Consider the following 15,394-nt stretch of genomic DNA (forward strand, 5'->3'; position numbering starts at 1 on the left):
AAGCCTGAAGAAACTTCTTCCATCCAGTCATATCAAGGACACCCGCACCCTTTGCCAGTTGGCGTAGCCATCTGCCCTGAGATCGTATACCCGGATCCAGTCATTGCACCAAATCCAACACCAGGAAGCGGTGGGATGGAGATGGATCCACCACTCATCTTATCTCTTTCCATATCTTCCAACGAGAAGAGGCGACGCAGCCAAGCCCAGTTGTCGCCCTCCTTATTTCCTTCCAACAGGTTGGTGGATCCTTGAACGGAGCCGCCAATGGACGGCCCCCAGCCGCCGGCCACTTCAGAGTATCGATAAACGCCCCAAGATCTGTCTGGCAACGGGCCAGAACTCTCCGAGGCACTTATTGATGTACCTGCACCTAGATACGCCCCCCCGCCAAGCATTCCGCTTATCTGCAATGAACCATAGATTTGGTAGCAGGAAACATTGCCCAAATTTTTTGGAATCGATACCCCGACGTTTATCGATCCAGTCACTGCCACACCTGGGCCAGCCCCCCCCGCCGAACCCCCAACCCCGACTTGCTTATTCAATCCCAAGGGGTCCGTGAATTCGACGGAGTTGCCTGTAGCGTAAATAAAGGTCGACACTCCCCCCTCCAACCCAATCGGATCACTCTGCGAGTACCGCCCCACCGCCGGGTCATATTCCCGCTGGTAGTTGTAGAACAACCCACTCGCATCCGTCGCCTGCTGTCCCGGGAAGCGCAGCGCCAGGTCAAACACCACGCCATCACCATCGGGGTCATTGGCCGGTGCCTGGTCGCCAAACACTTCACTCTTGTTGCTCCATTCCCAGATCACGACATCGCGTATGGGGTCGATCACCACACGCGGCGTACCCAGGTGATCGGGCTGGATGTAGGCCAGCTCCGGCACGCCCGTGCCTGGTGTCTGGATCAACGCCACCGGGTAGTTGTCCAGCCAGATCGCCTGTTGCTGCGCCTGCCCGGTCGCCGAGTAGTTGCCGACCCACTGCCCGGCTTCGTCATAGACAGTGACCTGCGCATCGTCACTGGCTGGCGCACGCAACACGCGCTCACCGCGGTGGTTGTAGCCGTAACTCTCCACGACAGCAGCACCCTGCTTCACCGCACTCATGCGATTGGCATCGTTGTAGGCGAACGTCTTGCTGCCAATGCTGGTGGTGTTGCCTGCGGCATCCTGGTTGCGCGCCTGACCATCCACGGCAATCAGTCGATGGCTGTCAGCCGGATAGGTGTAGCTGGCGGTCCCGGCCGAGGTGGTCAGCGAGGTGCGGTTGCCGGTGGCGTCGTAGCCATAGGTCTCAATCGCCGTGCCCGTCGCACCGTCCTGGGTCTGGGTCAGTCGGCCGAGCGTGTCGTAGGCATACTTGGCCAGCACTTCCGAGCCTGCGCCATTCTTCAGCTCGGTGATCGAGCCGACGGGATCGTAGCCATAGCCCAGTGACAGACCGCCCGCCGCGGGGTCATGCACCGCCTGCGGACGGTAGTCCAGATCAAGCGGGCGCTGCAGCTGGCGGCCGTTGCCGTAGGTCCAGCCGGTCGCCGGCCCGAAGGCTGCATAGGTCACGTTGTTGACCACCGCCTGCCGGGCCTGTCCCGGGCGGGTCAGGCCAATCTGGCTGATCCGCCCCTGGGCGTCGCGCACATAGTCGGCAACGCTGCCGTCCGGGTAGGTCAACGCGGTCAGGCGACCGGACTTGCTGTAGGCGTAGCGCAGCGTGCTGGCTACACCATTGATCGTCTGCACCTTGCGGGTGACCTGGCCGAAGCGGTCATGGCAGTACACGGTGCTGCCATTGGCGTGCAGCACCTGGCCCAGGCGACCCTTGGCGAAGCGCTCGTCGCTGGCACATACCGCGGGTGCGGTGTCGTAGTGATAGCCCACGTCCAGGTTGGGATCCGGATAGGCAATGCCGACCAGTCGATTGAGCGCGTCGTAGCTGTAGGTGGCGGTCACGCCGCGCGCATCAGTGCGGGTCTTGCGGTTGCCGGCGGCGTCAACCGTGAAAGTAGTGTTCCCGCTATCCGGGCTGACCTGTCCGGTCAGATCACCAAAGCCGTTGTAGGCGTAGGTGGTGTGCAGGCCCTTGGGATCGATTACCTGGGTGACCTGATCCAGCGCGTTGTACTGGCTGCGGATTTCCGCAGCAACACCGCCCACGTCCTGCAGGGACTGCGCCAGCCGGTTCAACGGATCGTACTGCTGGTTCGTCACCCGCTGCAGGACATCGGTGACCGACTGCGGATTGCCATTGGCGTCGTAGGCAAAGCCGGTGGCGTTGTTGCCGGCATCCTTCAGCGCGGTCAGCTGCCCGAGGGTGTTGTAGACACGGGCCAGCGTGCGGCGCAGCGCACCCCCTGCATCGACCGTGTTTTCCTGCAGACGGTTGCCGGCGTTGTCCAAGGTGTAGTGAATGGTGTTGCCCGCACTGTCGGCAATGTCGGTGAGCCGCTGGGCGGCGTCGTAGACATAGGTGACGCTGCTGCCGTCGGGCTCGGTGACCTGCTGCACCTGGCCGGTGGGCCAGTAGCTCAGCTGGGTGCTGCGATCTTCGGCAGTGGTGGCGCCACGCACGGTGACCGACGTCGGCCAGCCACGTGGGTGATAGGTGTAGTCGGTCACCACGCCATTGGCATCACGCACCGACAACGGGCGCCCGAAGGCATCGTAAGCGAGGGACTCAACGGTATGGCCCAACGCACTGGTGACGCTGCGCAGATCGCCCTTGCGGAACGCACAGGTGCCGTTGGTCGCACACCCTGCATCGTCGGCGGTGTACCAGGCATAGGTCACGGTATCTGCCACGTCCGTACGCGGACCGTCGATGCTTCGCAGCAGGCCCACCTGCGGGCAGTCCTGACCTTCGGCTTCACAATAGTTCTGCGTGGTCACGCGGGTATGGTTGGTCGCTGCATCGCGCACGGTGACGCTGGTCGGCTGCAGGCGCGCGTTGCGGGCAATGCGGGTTTCCTGGTTGCCGACCGTCTGCTGCACGAGGCGATTACTATCGAGCGCGACACGCGTCTCGCTGATGCGTTGCTCGGGGGTACCCGCCGCTTCCGTCGTCGTTGTCACGGCTACTGCACCGGCGGTCGGGTCGCTGGCCTCGGTGTAGGCGTACTGGGTGACCACGCCGCGTCGGTCGGTCGACGACTGCAGGCGGCGGCGGAAGTCCGTGCCCTCTGGGAGGTAGGTACGACCGGCGGTGCCGCTGCTGTCAGTGATGCCATTGACCTTGCGTGGCAGGCCGCTGGTGCCGCTTGCGGTAAGCGCGTACGTGCTCTGCTTGCCGAGTGCATCGGTGACGATGACCGGGCCGGCGGTCGTGTAATCCAGCCGCACCCCATCAATGCCTACATCCGCCTGTGTGCAGTCGCCCGAATGACGGCTGCAGGTCACACGCCCCTTGGCGTCGTAGGCAAACCAGCTATAGCGCCGGCTATCCTCGGCGGTGACGCCTGTCAGGTATCCAGGGAAGCGGGCATCTTCGTAGTGATAGGTCCTTACTCCGCCGTCGGCATAGGTTGCGGTACTCAGTTCAGCCATGGCTGTATAGCCGTAGGTCACCACATTCCGCCCCGCCACCGACAGCGCCGAGATCAATGAGTCATCACCCGCAACCGCGTACTGCACGTCCAGACGGCGGCCCGTGGAGTGCGTGATGCTGAGCAATCGACCCCGCACGTCGTGCGAGTAGCTGAGCGAAGTACCATCCTCGAAATCGCGTCGCAGCATGCGACCTGACGCATCGAACGTGATCTGCTCCTGAGTGCGCGACAGCAGCCAGTTGCTGCCCCGCTGCACTACGCGGTCCCCGCTGCCATCGTTGGCCTCGTAGTACGCTCCTCTCTTGGGGAACGCCGTCTGCGCACCGTCTTCGCCGAGCAGTCCTACATTTACTTCCGTGCTGGGTGGGAAAACAGTGTTATCCACACCCAGCGTCAGTCGAAGGTTGTGCGAATGCGTCCAACCCGTGCCCAGCGCGCTGCCGGGCGTGCTGGTCAGGGAGTGATAGTGACGACGGAAGCTTATCCAGCCCAGATCGAAGTCCGGCTCGGGCTGGGATTTGTCACCGGTTGTAGGGTCACAAGGATTCCCGGTTGCATCGCACTGTTTCGCGATGGGAGTGCTGCTATACATCCGGACAGCGGACGTTGTGCCAGTATCCAGAGACGGTGGCATGCCACACATCTGAAGATCTTCACGCCACTTCATGACCGTAGTGCTGATGTTCGGGCACTTCACCTCACGCTTTCGCTGAAGATAGGTCCGGCCTTCCATCAGCGAGCATGCAGACGTCGCCTCGCTGAAAGTGTAATGGGCAACAGTGGCCTCTCCGTCCTCGCCGACATTGCTGCCGTCTGCGCCGGCGCCCTCTCCACCGCCGGGAATGCCCTTCCATGGCGTTGTCATTGATACCTGGGTGCGGGGACAGGACGGATGCTGAGGCCTGGCATCCTTCATCGCTTGAAAGAGACTTTCCTCCGAGTCATACGTTTTGCCACCGTGGTCGTACTTCCAATCGGTCTTGATCAGCTTCGCGGGCTTGATCGCGTAGTCATAGACAACCTTGTTGGGCAGGACCGTCGCTCTCCGGACTTCCCAACTGAATGCCCCATACTGCTGATGCGCCGCGTAGCGGGTTTCGATGTCTTTCTGCACGAGCTTTTCGGTTGCCCGCTTCTGATAGCCACTGGCAAACGCCGTCCACTCCTTCTGCACCTCCTGCGCCTGCACCGCAGTGGTACCCACGCACCCCAGCGCGGCCATCGCCAGCACTGCGCACGACAGATCCTTCAATCGCTTCAACATCCCTGTTCTCCTTCCTGGGCGGTTACCGCACCGGGAGGAACGAAGGCGCTCGGGCAGCCATTGCCCTTTCCCGCCCTGCTTCGGATCGTCCCTGTTCCGGATTGCGGCGTGGCCGCATGGGGACGTTATCTCCGATGTGGGTTACGCATTCAAGTCAGAAAGTGTGGAGCGGGTCGAATTTCAGAGTTTTCTGATAACCGCCAACCATCGATAGTGGCCCGAAGATACAAAAACGCCGGGCAATACCCGGCGTCTCCGTCACAGCGTGGAAGGGTGTAGACCTCAGTACTTTCCGTCAAACGCAAAAATCGGCTTGCGCTTCTGCCACAGGCCCGCGGTGAAATCCGGGAACTCCAGCGTCTGGAAACTGTTGGCGATCGACTGCTCGCTCAACGGGGTAATCGCGCTCCACGTCACTGCGTCGTAGATGTCGATCGGCATCGGCGCCTTGGCCTTCAGCGCTTCCACGAACGCATGGATCACGAACCAGTCCATGCCGCCATGGCCGGCGCTGGCAGCGGTGTCGGCATTCTGCTTCCACAGCGGATGTTCGTACTGGTCCTGGTACTTCTTGAACTCTTCCCACTGGTGCGGCGGGCTGCGGCCTTCGATGTGGATCGAATGGTTCACGTCCATCCACAGGCCCTTGGTGCCCTGCACGCGGAAGCCCATCGAATACGGTCGCGGCAGCGAGGTGTCGTGCTGCAGCAGGATGGTCTCGCCGTTCTCGCAGGCCAGCGTGGTGGTGACGATGTCGCCGAGCTTGAACTTCACCTTGGTGCTCGGATGGGTGGTACCACCACTCTTGGCTACGGTGTATTCGTGCAGGCCACGCGCCTTGGTGGCGAATGCGTTGATGTGGGTGAAACGGTTGCCGCGGTTGATGCCGGTATACATCGCGCACGGGCCGATGCCGTGACTGGGGTAGAGCTCACCATTGCGCTCCACCGAATGTTCGGTGCGCCAGCGTGCTTCGCTCCAGCCCTTGGGGCCGAATTCCACGCCGCTGTCGTAGGGCTGGTTCGGGTCGCCGGAGTTGAACTTCACCCCGCGCAGGTCGTGCTGGTAACCGGCCTGCAGGTGCACCAGTTCGCCGAACAGACCCTGCCGCACCATCTGCAGGGCCGCCATCACGTCACGGCGGTAACAGACGTTTTCCAGCAGCATGTACGGGGTGCCGGTGCTCAGCTGGGTCTTCAGCACGTCCCAGTGATCCTGCAGGGTGATGCCGGCCACCACTTCGCAGCCCACGGCCACGCCGGCCTGCATCGCGGCAATCGCCATCGGTGCGTGGTACTCCCACGGCGTGGCGATGATCACGCCATCGATGCCCTTCTGCTCCAGCAGGCGCTTCCACGCGTTGATGTCGCGGTCCTGGCCGTAGGTCTTCGGCGCGGGCTTGCCCGCCTTGCTGACCATCTCCACGGCGCGGCCGAGCATGATCGGCTCGATATCACACAGGGCAACGACCTCCACGTCGTCGCGGCGCACCAGTTCCTTCAGCAGCACCAGGCCACGCATGCCGGTACCGATCACGGCCAGGCGTACCTTGCGGCCACGTGCCCATGCCGGGGTCTGCGGCAGCAGGCTGCTGGCGGCGACAGCGGCGCTGGCCGCGATGAATTCCCTACGCTTCATGGCAAACACTCTCCTCTTGAAGGCGCGCCAGCCTGGGCCGGCGCGCCTGGTCACGCAAACGGAATTACTTGAACCGGTAGCCGATGGTCACACTGTAACCACGACCGAAGATGGTGGCGTAGTCACTGGAGTCACCCAGGAAGCTGTTGGGATCGTAGAACGGCAGGCGGTTGAACAGGTTCTTGACGGTGAAGCTCAGGTTCCACGCGTCATCCGGGCGCCAGGTGACGCTCATGTTGGCGGTCCACCACGACGGTGCACCATCGCACTTGCTCTTTTCCAGGGCCAGGTAACCGCCGGTGCAGGTTTCCTTGTTGTTGCTTTCTTCGTCGATCTGGTCGGTGGCCCACTTGGTGCCGCCCACGTAGTTGACGAACATGCTGGTGGTGACCTGCTTGTAGGTCCAGTCGGCATTGAGCGTCGCACGCAGGCGCGGGTTGTTGTAGTAGCCCACCACGTCGCCGTAGTACCAGCCGTTCTGTTCATCCATGTAGAAGCGGTTGCGGTTGGCGATGGTGGCGGCCAGGCCGATGTTCAGCCCGCCCCACTCACCCAGCGAGAAACGGCTGCGCGCATCGATGTCGAAGCCATCGATCAGGGTCTTGCCGCGGTTCTTGTACTGGCCCACCACGCTGGCCACGTTGCCGGCCGAGTAGCCCGGCAGCGTTCCCGGGCAGCTCACACCGCTTGCCGGGTCGGCGCACATCGCCGCCAGCTGTGCCAGATTGGCGCGGTCGCTGTCGGTGATCGGCGAGCGCGACGAGGAGATGATGTCTTCAGCGCGGCGGTAGTCCGGGGCAACGATTTCGTTGTCGCGGTAGATGAACCAGTAATCGGCCGACACCGACAGCCAGCTGGCCGGCTCGTAGACGAAGCCCAGCGTGGCGATCTTCGCCTTCTCCGGCTTCAGGTTCTGGTTCGGCTGGGTCATGCGAGCCACGGTACGGCTGCAGTCCACGTTGAGCAGGCTCTTGCCCAGGTCGACATCGCCGCCGCGCTGCGATTTCAGCAGCAGGTTGGCGATGGCGTTGGTCTCGGCGCAGCGCAGTTCATCACGGTAGCCGCCCAGCTGCGCGTACACGCCGCCGTTGCCGGACTCAGCCAGGCTGGGGGCGCGGAAGCCGGTGGAATAGGTACCGCGCAGCATCAGCTGGTCGAACGCCTGGTACTTGAAGCCGATCTTCGGCGCGACGTTGGCGCTGAAGTTCGGGTACTTGTCCACGCGCACGGCCGCGTCCAGCTCCAGCTTCTCGGTAATCGGCGCCACCGTTTCAGCAAACAGCGCATAGGTGTTGCGCGCGCCGTCGAACCACGAGCCACCCTGCTGGGTGATCAGGCCGGCGGCCGCGTCGGCGTTGCCGGGGGTGTAGAAGGTCTCGCGGCTGGCGTTGAAACCGAACGCAGCGCGCATGTCACCGGCCGGCAGCTGGAACAGCGGGCCTTCGATCTTGCCGTCCAGGGTATGCAGGCGCGTCCACGACTGGATGTCGAAGGTCGGGAAGGCGCCGCGGATCAGTGCGGCGTTGGCCTCGCTGATCTCGCCGAACTTGTACGCCGGATGATCGGAGATGATCACACGACCCGTGCCCGGGTCGATGCTGTAAGGACCGAAGGCCTTCTCGAAGCCCTTCACGTTGACGTTGATCGTCTGGTAAGTGGTCGAGTGCGTGCCGGCGGTGGCGAACGCGGTTTCCCAGTTCCAGTCACCGACGTTGCCACGCGCGCCGGTCAGCACGCGGTAGCTCTTGTCGGTGTTGCGCTGGCCGAAGTAGTTGGCGCCGGCATCCTGCAGCAGGTACTGCAGGCCGACCACGCCACCCATCATGGCCTTCAGCTCGGGGCTGGCGTGGTTGTACTCGTTGTTCGGGCCCAGGAACGGATACAGGAACTGGTTGACGTTGTTTCCGGTATCGCGCGAGAACCAGCTGGTCGGGTTGCCGGTGGTGGTGCCGTAGCTGCGCGGGGTACCGCCATTGGCACGCAGGTCGATATCGGTATAGGTGGCCTCGGCGAAGATCTCGGTGCTGTCGCCCACCAGGAAGGTGCCGTTGAGGTAGGCGGTGTTGCGCTCGGATTTGGCGCCCGCGTCGATCTCGTTGTTCATCCAGGTTTCCCAGACGCAACGCGGGCCGGCCGCTTCACTGGTCAGCACGTTCTTGCAGCCCGGCGCGGCTTCCTGCACGCGGCGGCCGGTCACCGGATCGAACGCGAAATAGCTGCCCGGGTTGAACTCGCCCGGCTTGCTGCCCACGCCCAGGCGCAGGTTGTTCAGGTAGTTGGGGTTGTTGACGTAGTACTGGTCCGGGCGCTTGTCATAGAAGTCGGCCAGCGGAATCGCGTCGCGGCGGTACATGTTCACCGCGCCGTAGATGTTGAAGCGGTTCTCGGTGAGGTCACCGAAGCCGGCGGTGATGCTGGCCTGGCGCTCGCCGTAGGAATCGATGCGCGAGGAGGTGTCGTTGGTGAAGCTGATCTCCGCGCCCTGGAAGTTGCGCTTGGTGATCACGTTGATCACGCCGGCCACCGCGTCGGTGCCGTACACGGCCGAGGCGCCGTCGGTCAGCACTTCCATGCGTTCGATGGCGGCGGCGGGAATCGCATCGATGTTGACGAACTGGGTCTGGAAACCCGCCGGCGCGCCGTAGTACGACAGGCGACGGCCATTCAGCAGCACCAGCGTGCCCTGTGCGCCGAGGCCGCGCAGGTTGGCCTGCGAAGCGCCGTCGGAGCCGGTGAACAGCGAGCGCGAATCCTGCTGCGCTGGCCGGGCGGCCGGCAGGTTGTCGAGCACCTGCAGCAGCGTGCGCGCACCCATGTTCTGGATGTCCTGCTTGCTGATCACCTGCACCGGCGAGGCGGTTTCAACGTCGGTGCGGCGGATGTTGGAACCGGTGACCTCGATGCGGGCCAGGTCGGTGGCCTTGTCCTTGCTCTCCTGGGCGAAGGCAGGAACGGCGACCGACAACAGCACGCCGGCGATGGCCAGCGACAACGGTGCGATCGAACGACAGGGGGGGCGGTGGTGGCGGGCGGGCAACATCGGGGTTCTCTCCTGGCAGGGGTGCGGCGCGAATGGTGGATCGGCGGGCAAAACGCTCCCGGGCCACGGCTCCCACCGTCGTGGTGAAGCCGTAGTCGGAATGGGCGGGGGAGGAGCGGTGTTACGTGGCGGTCATGGGGCGACGATGCTGGCGGAGTCGCCCTCCTGGCCGATCAGCACGGCGTTGGCCCAGTTGGCACAGACCTGGGCGGGTTGGCTGCCCTGCGCACCCAGCGTGCGCAGGCTCAGGGTGGAAAGGCCACGGATGTCCAGCTCCGGCTTGACCACGCCGGGCGCCTTCACCAGGCCGCTGTCATACAGCAGGCGGTTGTCGCCCCAGACCTGGAACTGCAGGCCACCGGCCGTGCGGCAGGCGTCGTCAATGCCGAGGTCGGCACGCAGCAGGCGCCATCCCCCCTGCAGGCGCAGGTCGATGCGGCTGTTCGCGGACACGCCCAGGCCGCGGCGGAACTGCAGGCCGTTCATGCGCATGCCGGCGTCGCCGGTGAACGCCTTGTCGGCGCGCACCTGGCTGGCCAGCGCGGCCGGCACCGGCAGCTCGGAGAGATAGCGCTGCCGGGCCGGTCGCTCCGGTTCCTGGTGTTCGAGGATGTGGAAGGTGGACAGCGCAATCGGGCCGACGTCGCGCGGTTGCAGCGCGTCGAAGGCACGCGCACTGCCCTGTGCGGCTGTCACCATCGGATCGGTGCTGGAGGCACCGTCACCTTCGGGGTTCTGCACGCTCAACACGCGGAAGCGCAGCAGGCGGCCGGCGTGAGCCGGGAAGTCGATGCGCTGCGTGCCTTCCTTCAGCTGCAGGTGGCCGCGGGCAACCGGTTCACCCCACTCGCCGTTGCTGTCGCCCAGGTACACCTCGTAGCCGCGCACCTGGCCGTGCTTCCAGTTCTTGTCGTTGCGCGGCGCGATGTCGATGCCATCGATCATCTTCCGTTCGCCGAAACCAATCACCCACTCATGGGCACCCGTGCGCACGGCCTGGTTGCGCACGCTGCGGAACCAGGTGGCCGGATCATCATCGAAGGCATTTTCCAGCGCATGGCCGGGTTCTTCGGCCGGGCGGTTGACCACCAGCAGGCTGTCGGCCGGCAGTTCGCGGCCCAGCACCGGTGCAGCCGGATAGGCATCGTCGGCGGCCGCTGCGGCGACGGCGAAGTCCAGCTGCAGCTGCAGCGGCTGGCGGATGTCCTGCGCCGCGGTGCGTACATGCAGGGTGCCGCGACGCTCCTTGGCATCGAAGTACCAACCCTCGCTGGCGCTGTTGAATGCGGTCGCGTCGGCCAGCGCCGGCAGCGCGCGGCCAGCGGCCTGCACCGCACGCGGCGCCTGCCGGCTGAGCACGCGCAGGCCATAGCGGCGCTGTGCCAGCTGGCCGTTGTACTGGCCCTGTACCGCATCGATCTGCACCTGCACCGGGCCACTGCCCTGTGCCGGCGCCTGCACACTGATCCGCTGCGTGCTCGATTCGCCCTGCTGGTAGCGGCGGGTGTTGCCGTCATCTTCGTACAGCGTGTACTGCGAATCACCCTGCGGGTACAGGTCGAAGGTCACTTCATCGAGCGGTTTCTCGCCGTCGAACAGCATCGACGGGTACATGGGCAGGATCGCACCGGCACGCACGAACACCGGCAGGGTGGCCAGGTCCACCTGGCGGTCCAGCTGGCGGCCATCGGCGGCGGCCTGCACGCGGCGGCCATCCCAGTAGTCGATCCAGCCGCCGGCGGGCAGGTGGATGTCGCGGCGCCAACCACGGCTGGCAGCCTGGCTGCGGTACACCGGTGCAACCAGCAGGTCGCGGCCGAGCAGGAACTGGTACTTGTAGGTTTCATCCTGCGCGTGCGGATCGCGCGGGTTGTCCCACATCAGGCCACGCACCGGCGGTGCACCGGTCTGCGCGGCCTCATGCACCAGCCCATACATGTACGGGGTCAGGCGCATCTTCAACTTCAGGTAATCGCGGTTGATGCTGCGGTAGGGCTCGTCGTACCACCACGGGTGCTTGCGCGCATTCGACGACCAGCCGCTCATGCCCATCAGCACCGGGGTGAACGCCTTCCACTGCAGGTCGCGGGTGAAGGTCTCGGCGCTGCCGCCGAAGATCGCGTCCACATCGCCGCTGGCGTAGGCCATGCCGGACAGGCCCGAACCCACCAGGGTCGGCACATGCCAGCGGATGTAGTCCCAGCTGCTGCTCTGGTCGCCGGTCCACGCCACGGCATAGCGCTGGATGCCGGCCCAGCCCATTACCGTCCACAGGAACGGGCGCGAATCGGAATTGTCGAGGATGCCGTTGAATGCCTGGCGGTTGGCATCCATCGCGAACTGGTAGCCCTTGCCGGTCCAGGCCACGTCCAGTTTCTGCACGCGGCTGCCGGCCTTGCCCACTTCCCAGGCGATCTTGTCGACGCCGTTCTCGGTCCACAGGCCGGTGCGGAAGCCGTACCCGGCCAAGCCCTTCACCGTCTCCGGCAACTGCTTGTAGCCGCAGCCATAGCCATCGTTGGGCAGGATCCAGCCGCCGGGCATGTCATTGGCGCGGTACTGCTTGGCTACGCTGTTGATCACATCCGGCGTGGTGCCGGTCGGGCCGTCGCTCCAGCCCTCGGGCACGGTGCCGGGCTTCTTGCTGTTGTCGCCGTCGTTGTAGCAATCGGCATCGCCGTAGGACAGCGCCCAGCGCGCGACCATGTTCGGGCGGCCGGTCAGCTGGGTGTAGCGCTCGATCAGCTTCGGCAGGTCGGCGCCAACGAAGTAGTACGCATCGAAGCGGTCTTCGCGATGCAGCAGGGTGGCCTGGTCGCTCTGCCGCAGGTCGTAGCTGCCATCGCTCCACGTATTGCGCAGCATGCCCCAGCCACGGCTGCTCAGCAGCATCGGTGCCGGGCTCGGGCGATCCCCCTCTTCCCAGCCACCGGAGTACGAGACGTCCAGTTCGCGGCCCTTGAACTGGTAGCGGCCGTTCTGCTGGCCACCGCCGTAATAGCCTTCATCGGCCTGCGAGGACAGCACCTGCACGCTCTGCGCGGCATCCAGGTCCAGCGGCTGCAGTTCCTGCCACAGCGCGGTGGGCTGGCCGTTGTCCAGGCGCTCCAGGCGCAGGCGCAATGGCTGCCGCTGCACATGCAGCACGAGTGCAGCGGTACGCACGCGGATCTCCTGCGCGTCTTCTTCCAGCTGTGCCTGCACGTTGGCCTTGGGCTGCGGCAGCACGATCGGCGCGGCCTTGTCACCGGCACCGGTCAGCTTGCCGTTGCGGCCGGCCTGTACGCGGATGATGTCGGTGGCCGGCAGTTCAATGCGGATGCGCGTGCCGTTGTCGGTCTGCAGGTCCCAGCCATTTACACCGTCGGTGCTGGCACTGGCGCTGACCGAGCGCAGGTTGCCGACCGGTGCGGCCTGGGCCGACAGGGACGCCGACAGCAGTGCCGGCAACAGGGCCAGCAGCAGTGGCGAACGACGAACGCAGATTTCCACACGGACTCCCAACCCGTTCACCGGGCGTTTCGAAAGCGGTTGGGCCGACTCTAGGGCAGCGATTCGAAAGATGTCAACAAATTGAAAGGAAAAAGGAAGATATATTTACATGAAACGAAAGTTGTTGCGGCGCAATACTTTGTGTAACCGCTTGCAGGCGCCTGTTAAGCATTGTGCGATACGGCATCCGGCGGTTTCTTTCGTTTCCAGAGTGATGCCGCGCGAGGAAAGCCATCACCGCGATATCTTTCTTTTTACTTTCGGTATTTGACATTTCGAAAGAAAACGCAGATGGTGCGCTGGCCCAACTGGAACCTCCGAATGGACGTCACCCTGCTTTCCGATGTGTCCGCCTGGCAGCGCCGCGGCGGAGCCGATACCGCTACCGAAATCGCCCAGCAGCCGGCGCTGTGGGAAGCCCTTGCACAGGATCTATCGCGTGCCCGCGACCGCCTGCAGGCCTTCCTCGGCGACAGCCTCAACGACCCGAACCAGCGCGTGCTGTTCACCGGCGCCGGCAGTTCCGGCTTCATCGCTGAAATGGTGGCCGATGCCATCAACGCGCAGTGGCCGGCCGAGGTGCGCGTGGTGCATACCACCAGCCTGCTCACCCATCCTGCGCTGTACCTGCAGCGCGATCGCCCGACCCTGCTGGTGTCGTTCGGCCGCAGCGGCTCCAGCCCCGAAAGCGTTGCCGCCGTCGACCGCGTGCGCAGTGACGTGGACGATGCGCGCTTCCTGGACATCACCTGCAATGCCGAGGGCGAGCTGGCCCGCCGTGGCGCCGGCCGTGCCGACACCTGCACCCTGCTGATGCCGTCGGCCAGCTGCGACCGCGCCTTCGCCATGACCAGCAGCCTGACCTGCATGCTGCTGGCGGCATTGACCGTGTTCGACCGTTCGCCGTGGGATGCGCGCATCGCACGCCTGCAGCAGATTGCCGGTCTGGCCCGCGAAGGCCTGGCGCAGTGGGATGCAGCTGTGGCCGCGCTGGCGCAGCGCCCGTTCAACCGGGTCATCTACCTTGGCAGCGGCCCGCTGGAAGCACTGGCGCGCGAGGCTGCGCTGAAGGTGCTGGAGCTCACCGCCGGCCGCGTGCTGGCGCTGGCCAACACCCCGCTCGGCTTCCGCCATGGACCGAAGTCCACGCTGGACGGCAGCACCCTGGTGGTCGTGCTGCGCAGCGTGCAGCCGCTGGCGCGCCGTTATGAGCAGGACCTGCTGGAAGAACTGCGCCGCGACGGCGTCGCCGGCCAGGTGCTGTCGATCGGCCCGCATTCGGATATCGGCGCCGACGATGACTACACCCTCACCGTGCCTGCCCTGGATGACCCGTGGCTGGCGCCGGTGTGGCTGGGCTTTGCGCAGCTGTACGCGCTGCAGCGTTCGGCCGCACTCGGCCTGACCCCCGACAATCCGTTCCCGGACGGCACCGTCAACCGCGTGGTCAAGGGTGTCACCATCCACCATGGCTGAGCTGATCGCCAACGCCTGCTACGGCATCGACATCGGCGGCACCAAGATCGAGCTGGTGGTGTGCGATGCGGCGATGCAGGTCACCTGGCGCCGCCGCGTGGCTACCCCGCAGGGCGACTACGACGGCTTCCTGCAGGCGGTGGTGACATTGGTTGCTGAAGCCGATGCTGCGCTGGGTCGCAGCGATGCAGCCATCGGCATCGCCCTGCCCGGCGTGCGTGATCGTCGCAACGGCCGCCAGCTCAGCGCCAATGTGCCTGCGCTGACCGGTCAATGCGTGGCGACTGATCTGCAGGCACGCCTGCAGCGCCCGCTGCATTTCGGCAACGACCTGCAGTGTTTTGCGCTCTCTGAAGCGCACGGTGGCGCCGCCGATGGCTACCCCAGCATGTTCGGCGCCATCCTCGGCACCGGTGCCGGTGGCGGCTTCTGCCTGCAGGGGCGCCTGCTGTCCGGCTTCAACGGCCTGGCCGGCGAATGGGGCCACTGGAGCGTGCCGGGTCACCTGCTGCAGCGTCATGGCCTGCCGCTCATCGATTGCGCCTGTGGCCTGCAAGGCTGCGTGGAGCGCTACGTGTCCGGGAGTGGCCTGGCGATGATCGAGCGTCACCTCGGTGGCAGCGCTGCCGATGCCAGCGTGGTGGTCACCTTGGCCGAGGCCGGCGATGCGCGGGCACGGCAGGCGCTGGACATCCATCGCGACCTGCTCGGCCACAGCCTGGCCGCCCTGGTGCTGGCGCTGGACCCGCACGTGATCGTGCTCGGTGGCGGCCTGTCCCAGTACGCACCGCTGTACCAGCTGTTGCCTGCGGCCATCGCCGCGCATCTGTTCAACGGCGTGCAGGTGCCGCCCATCGTGCCGCCGCGCTTCGGCGATGCCGGTGGTGCACGCGGTGCCGCCCTGCTGGCCTGCCAACCCTCGTTTTCCTGATGT

The 15,394-nt window shown here is 65.0% G+C and carries 7 protein-coding genes; 3 read left to right on the forward strand and 4 right to left on the reverse strand.

Translation table 11 applies throughout. The features are described 5' to 3' along the window. Nucleotides 1-32: 32 nt before the first annotated feature. The 4 genes from CLM74_RS20185 to CLM74_RS20200 all read right to left on the reverse strand — a co-directional run bounded on the left by CLM74_RS20185 (nucleotide 33) and on the right by CLM74_RS20200 (nucleotide 12,984). Nucleotides 33-4,814, reverse strand: a complete 4,782-nt coding sequence (locus CLM74_RS20185) for an RHS repeat-associated core domain-containing protein (RefSeq protein WP_105164822.1) — start codon at nucleotides 4,812-4,814, stop codon at nucleotides 33-35. Nucleotides 4,815-5,096: 282 nt separating this feature from the next. Then, nucleotides 5,097-6,452 carry a Gfo/Idh/MocA family oxidoreductase gene (locus CLM74_RS20190; RefSeq protein ID WP_049465753.1) on the reverse strand — a complete coding sequence of 452 codons (1,356 nt, stop codon included), beginning with the start codon at nucleotides 6,450-6,452 and terminating at the stop codon, nucleotides 5,097-5,099. Nucleotides 6,453-6,516: 64 nt separating this feature from the next. Next, nucleotides 6,517-9,492: a TonB-dependent receptor gene (locus CLM74_RS20195; protein ID WP_032976876.1), complete on the reverse strand. Its 2,976-nt coding sequence runs from the start codon at nucleotides 9,490-9,492 to the stop codon at nucleotides 6,517-6,519. 132 nt (nucleotides 9,493-9,624) lie between these two features. Further along, nucleotides 9,625-12,984, reverse strand: coding sequence for a TIM-barrel domain-containing protein (locus tag CLM74_RS20200; RefSeq protein WP_105164823.1), 3,360 nt, complete (start codon nucleotides 12,982-12,984; stop codon nucleotides 9,625-9,627). Nucleotides 12,985-13,093: 109 nt separating this feature from the next. On the opposite strand from CLM74_RS20200, the gene CLM74_RS21605 reads away from it, so the two are divergent. Genes CLM74_RS21605 through CLM74_RS20210 form a run of 3 tightly spaced genes read left to right on the forward strand, consistent with a single transcriptional unit; the run spans nucleotide 13,094 to nucleotide 15,391 of the window. After that, entirely contained in the window at nucleotides 13,094-13,255 is a 162-nt protein-coding gene (locus CLM74_RS21605) for a hypothetical protein (protein ID WP_158684178.1), read from the forward strand. Nucleotides 13,256-13,305: 50 nt separating this feature from the next. Then, nucleotides 13,306-14,460: an SIS domain-containing protein gene (locus tag CLM74_RS20205; protein WP_105164824.1), complete on the forward strand. Its 1,155-nt coding sequence runs from the start codon at nucleotides 13,306-13,308 to the stop codon at nucleotides 14,458-14,460. Then, complete coding sequence (locus CLM74_RS20210; RefSeq protein ID WP_105164825.1) at nucleotides 14,453-15,391, forward strand: ROK family protein; 939 nt, start codon at nucleotides 14,453-14,455, stop codon at nucleotides 15,389-15,391. Before CLM74_RS20205 ends, CLM74_RS20210 begins: the two co-directional genes overlap by 8 nt. Nucleotides 15,392-15,394 lie beyond the last annotated feature (3 nt).

Origin of the sequence: Stenotrophomonas sp. MYb57 (genome assembly GCF_002966815.1) — a bacterium.
GTDB classification, from domain to species: Bacteria; Pseudomonadota; Gammaproteobacteria; order Xanthomonadales; family Xanthomonadaceae; genus Stenotrophomonas; species Stenotrophomonas indicatrix.

Bases quoted from the DNA above. Each gene is read 5' to 3' on its own strand.
- CLM74_RS20185 (WP_105164822.1), bottom strand. From the start codon at position 4,814: ATGTTGAAGCGATTGAAGGATCTGTCGTGCGCAGTGCTGGCGATGGCC.
- CLM74_RS20190 (WP_049465753.1), bottom strand. From the start codon at position 6,452: ATGAAGCGTAGGGAATTCATCGCGGCCAGCGCCGCTGTCGCCGCCAGC.
- CLM74_RS20195 (WP_032976876.1), bottom strand. From the start codon at position 9,492: ATGTTGCCCGCCCGCCACCACCGCCCCCCCTGTCGTTCGATCGCACCG.
- CLM74_RS21605 (WP_158684178.1), top strand. From the start codon at position 13,094: ATGAAACGAAAGTTGTTGCGGCGCAATACTTTGTGTAACCGCTTGCAG.
- CLM74_RS20205 (WP_105164824.1), top strand. From the start codon at position 13,306: ATGGACGTCACCCTGCTTTCCGATGTGTCCGCCTGGCAGCGCCGCGGC.
- CLM74_RS20210 (WP_105164825.1), top strand. From the start codon at position 14,453: ATGGCTGAGCTGATCGCCAACGCCTGCTACGGCATCGACATCGGCGGC.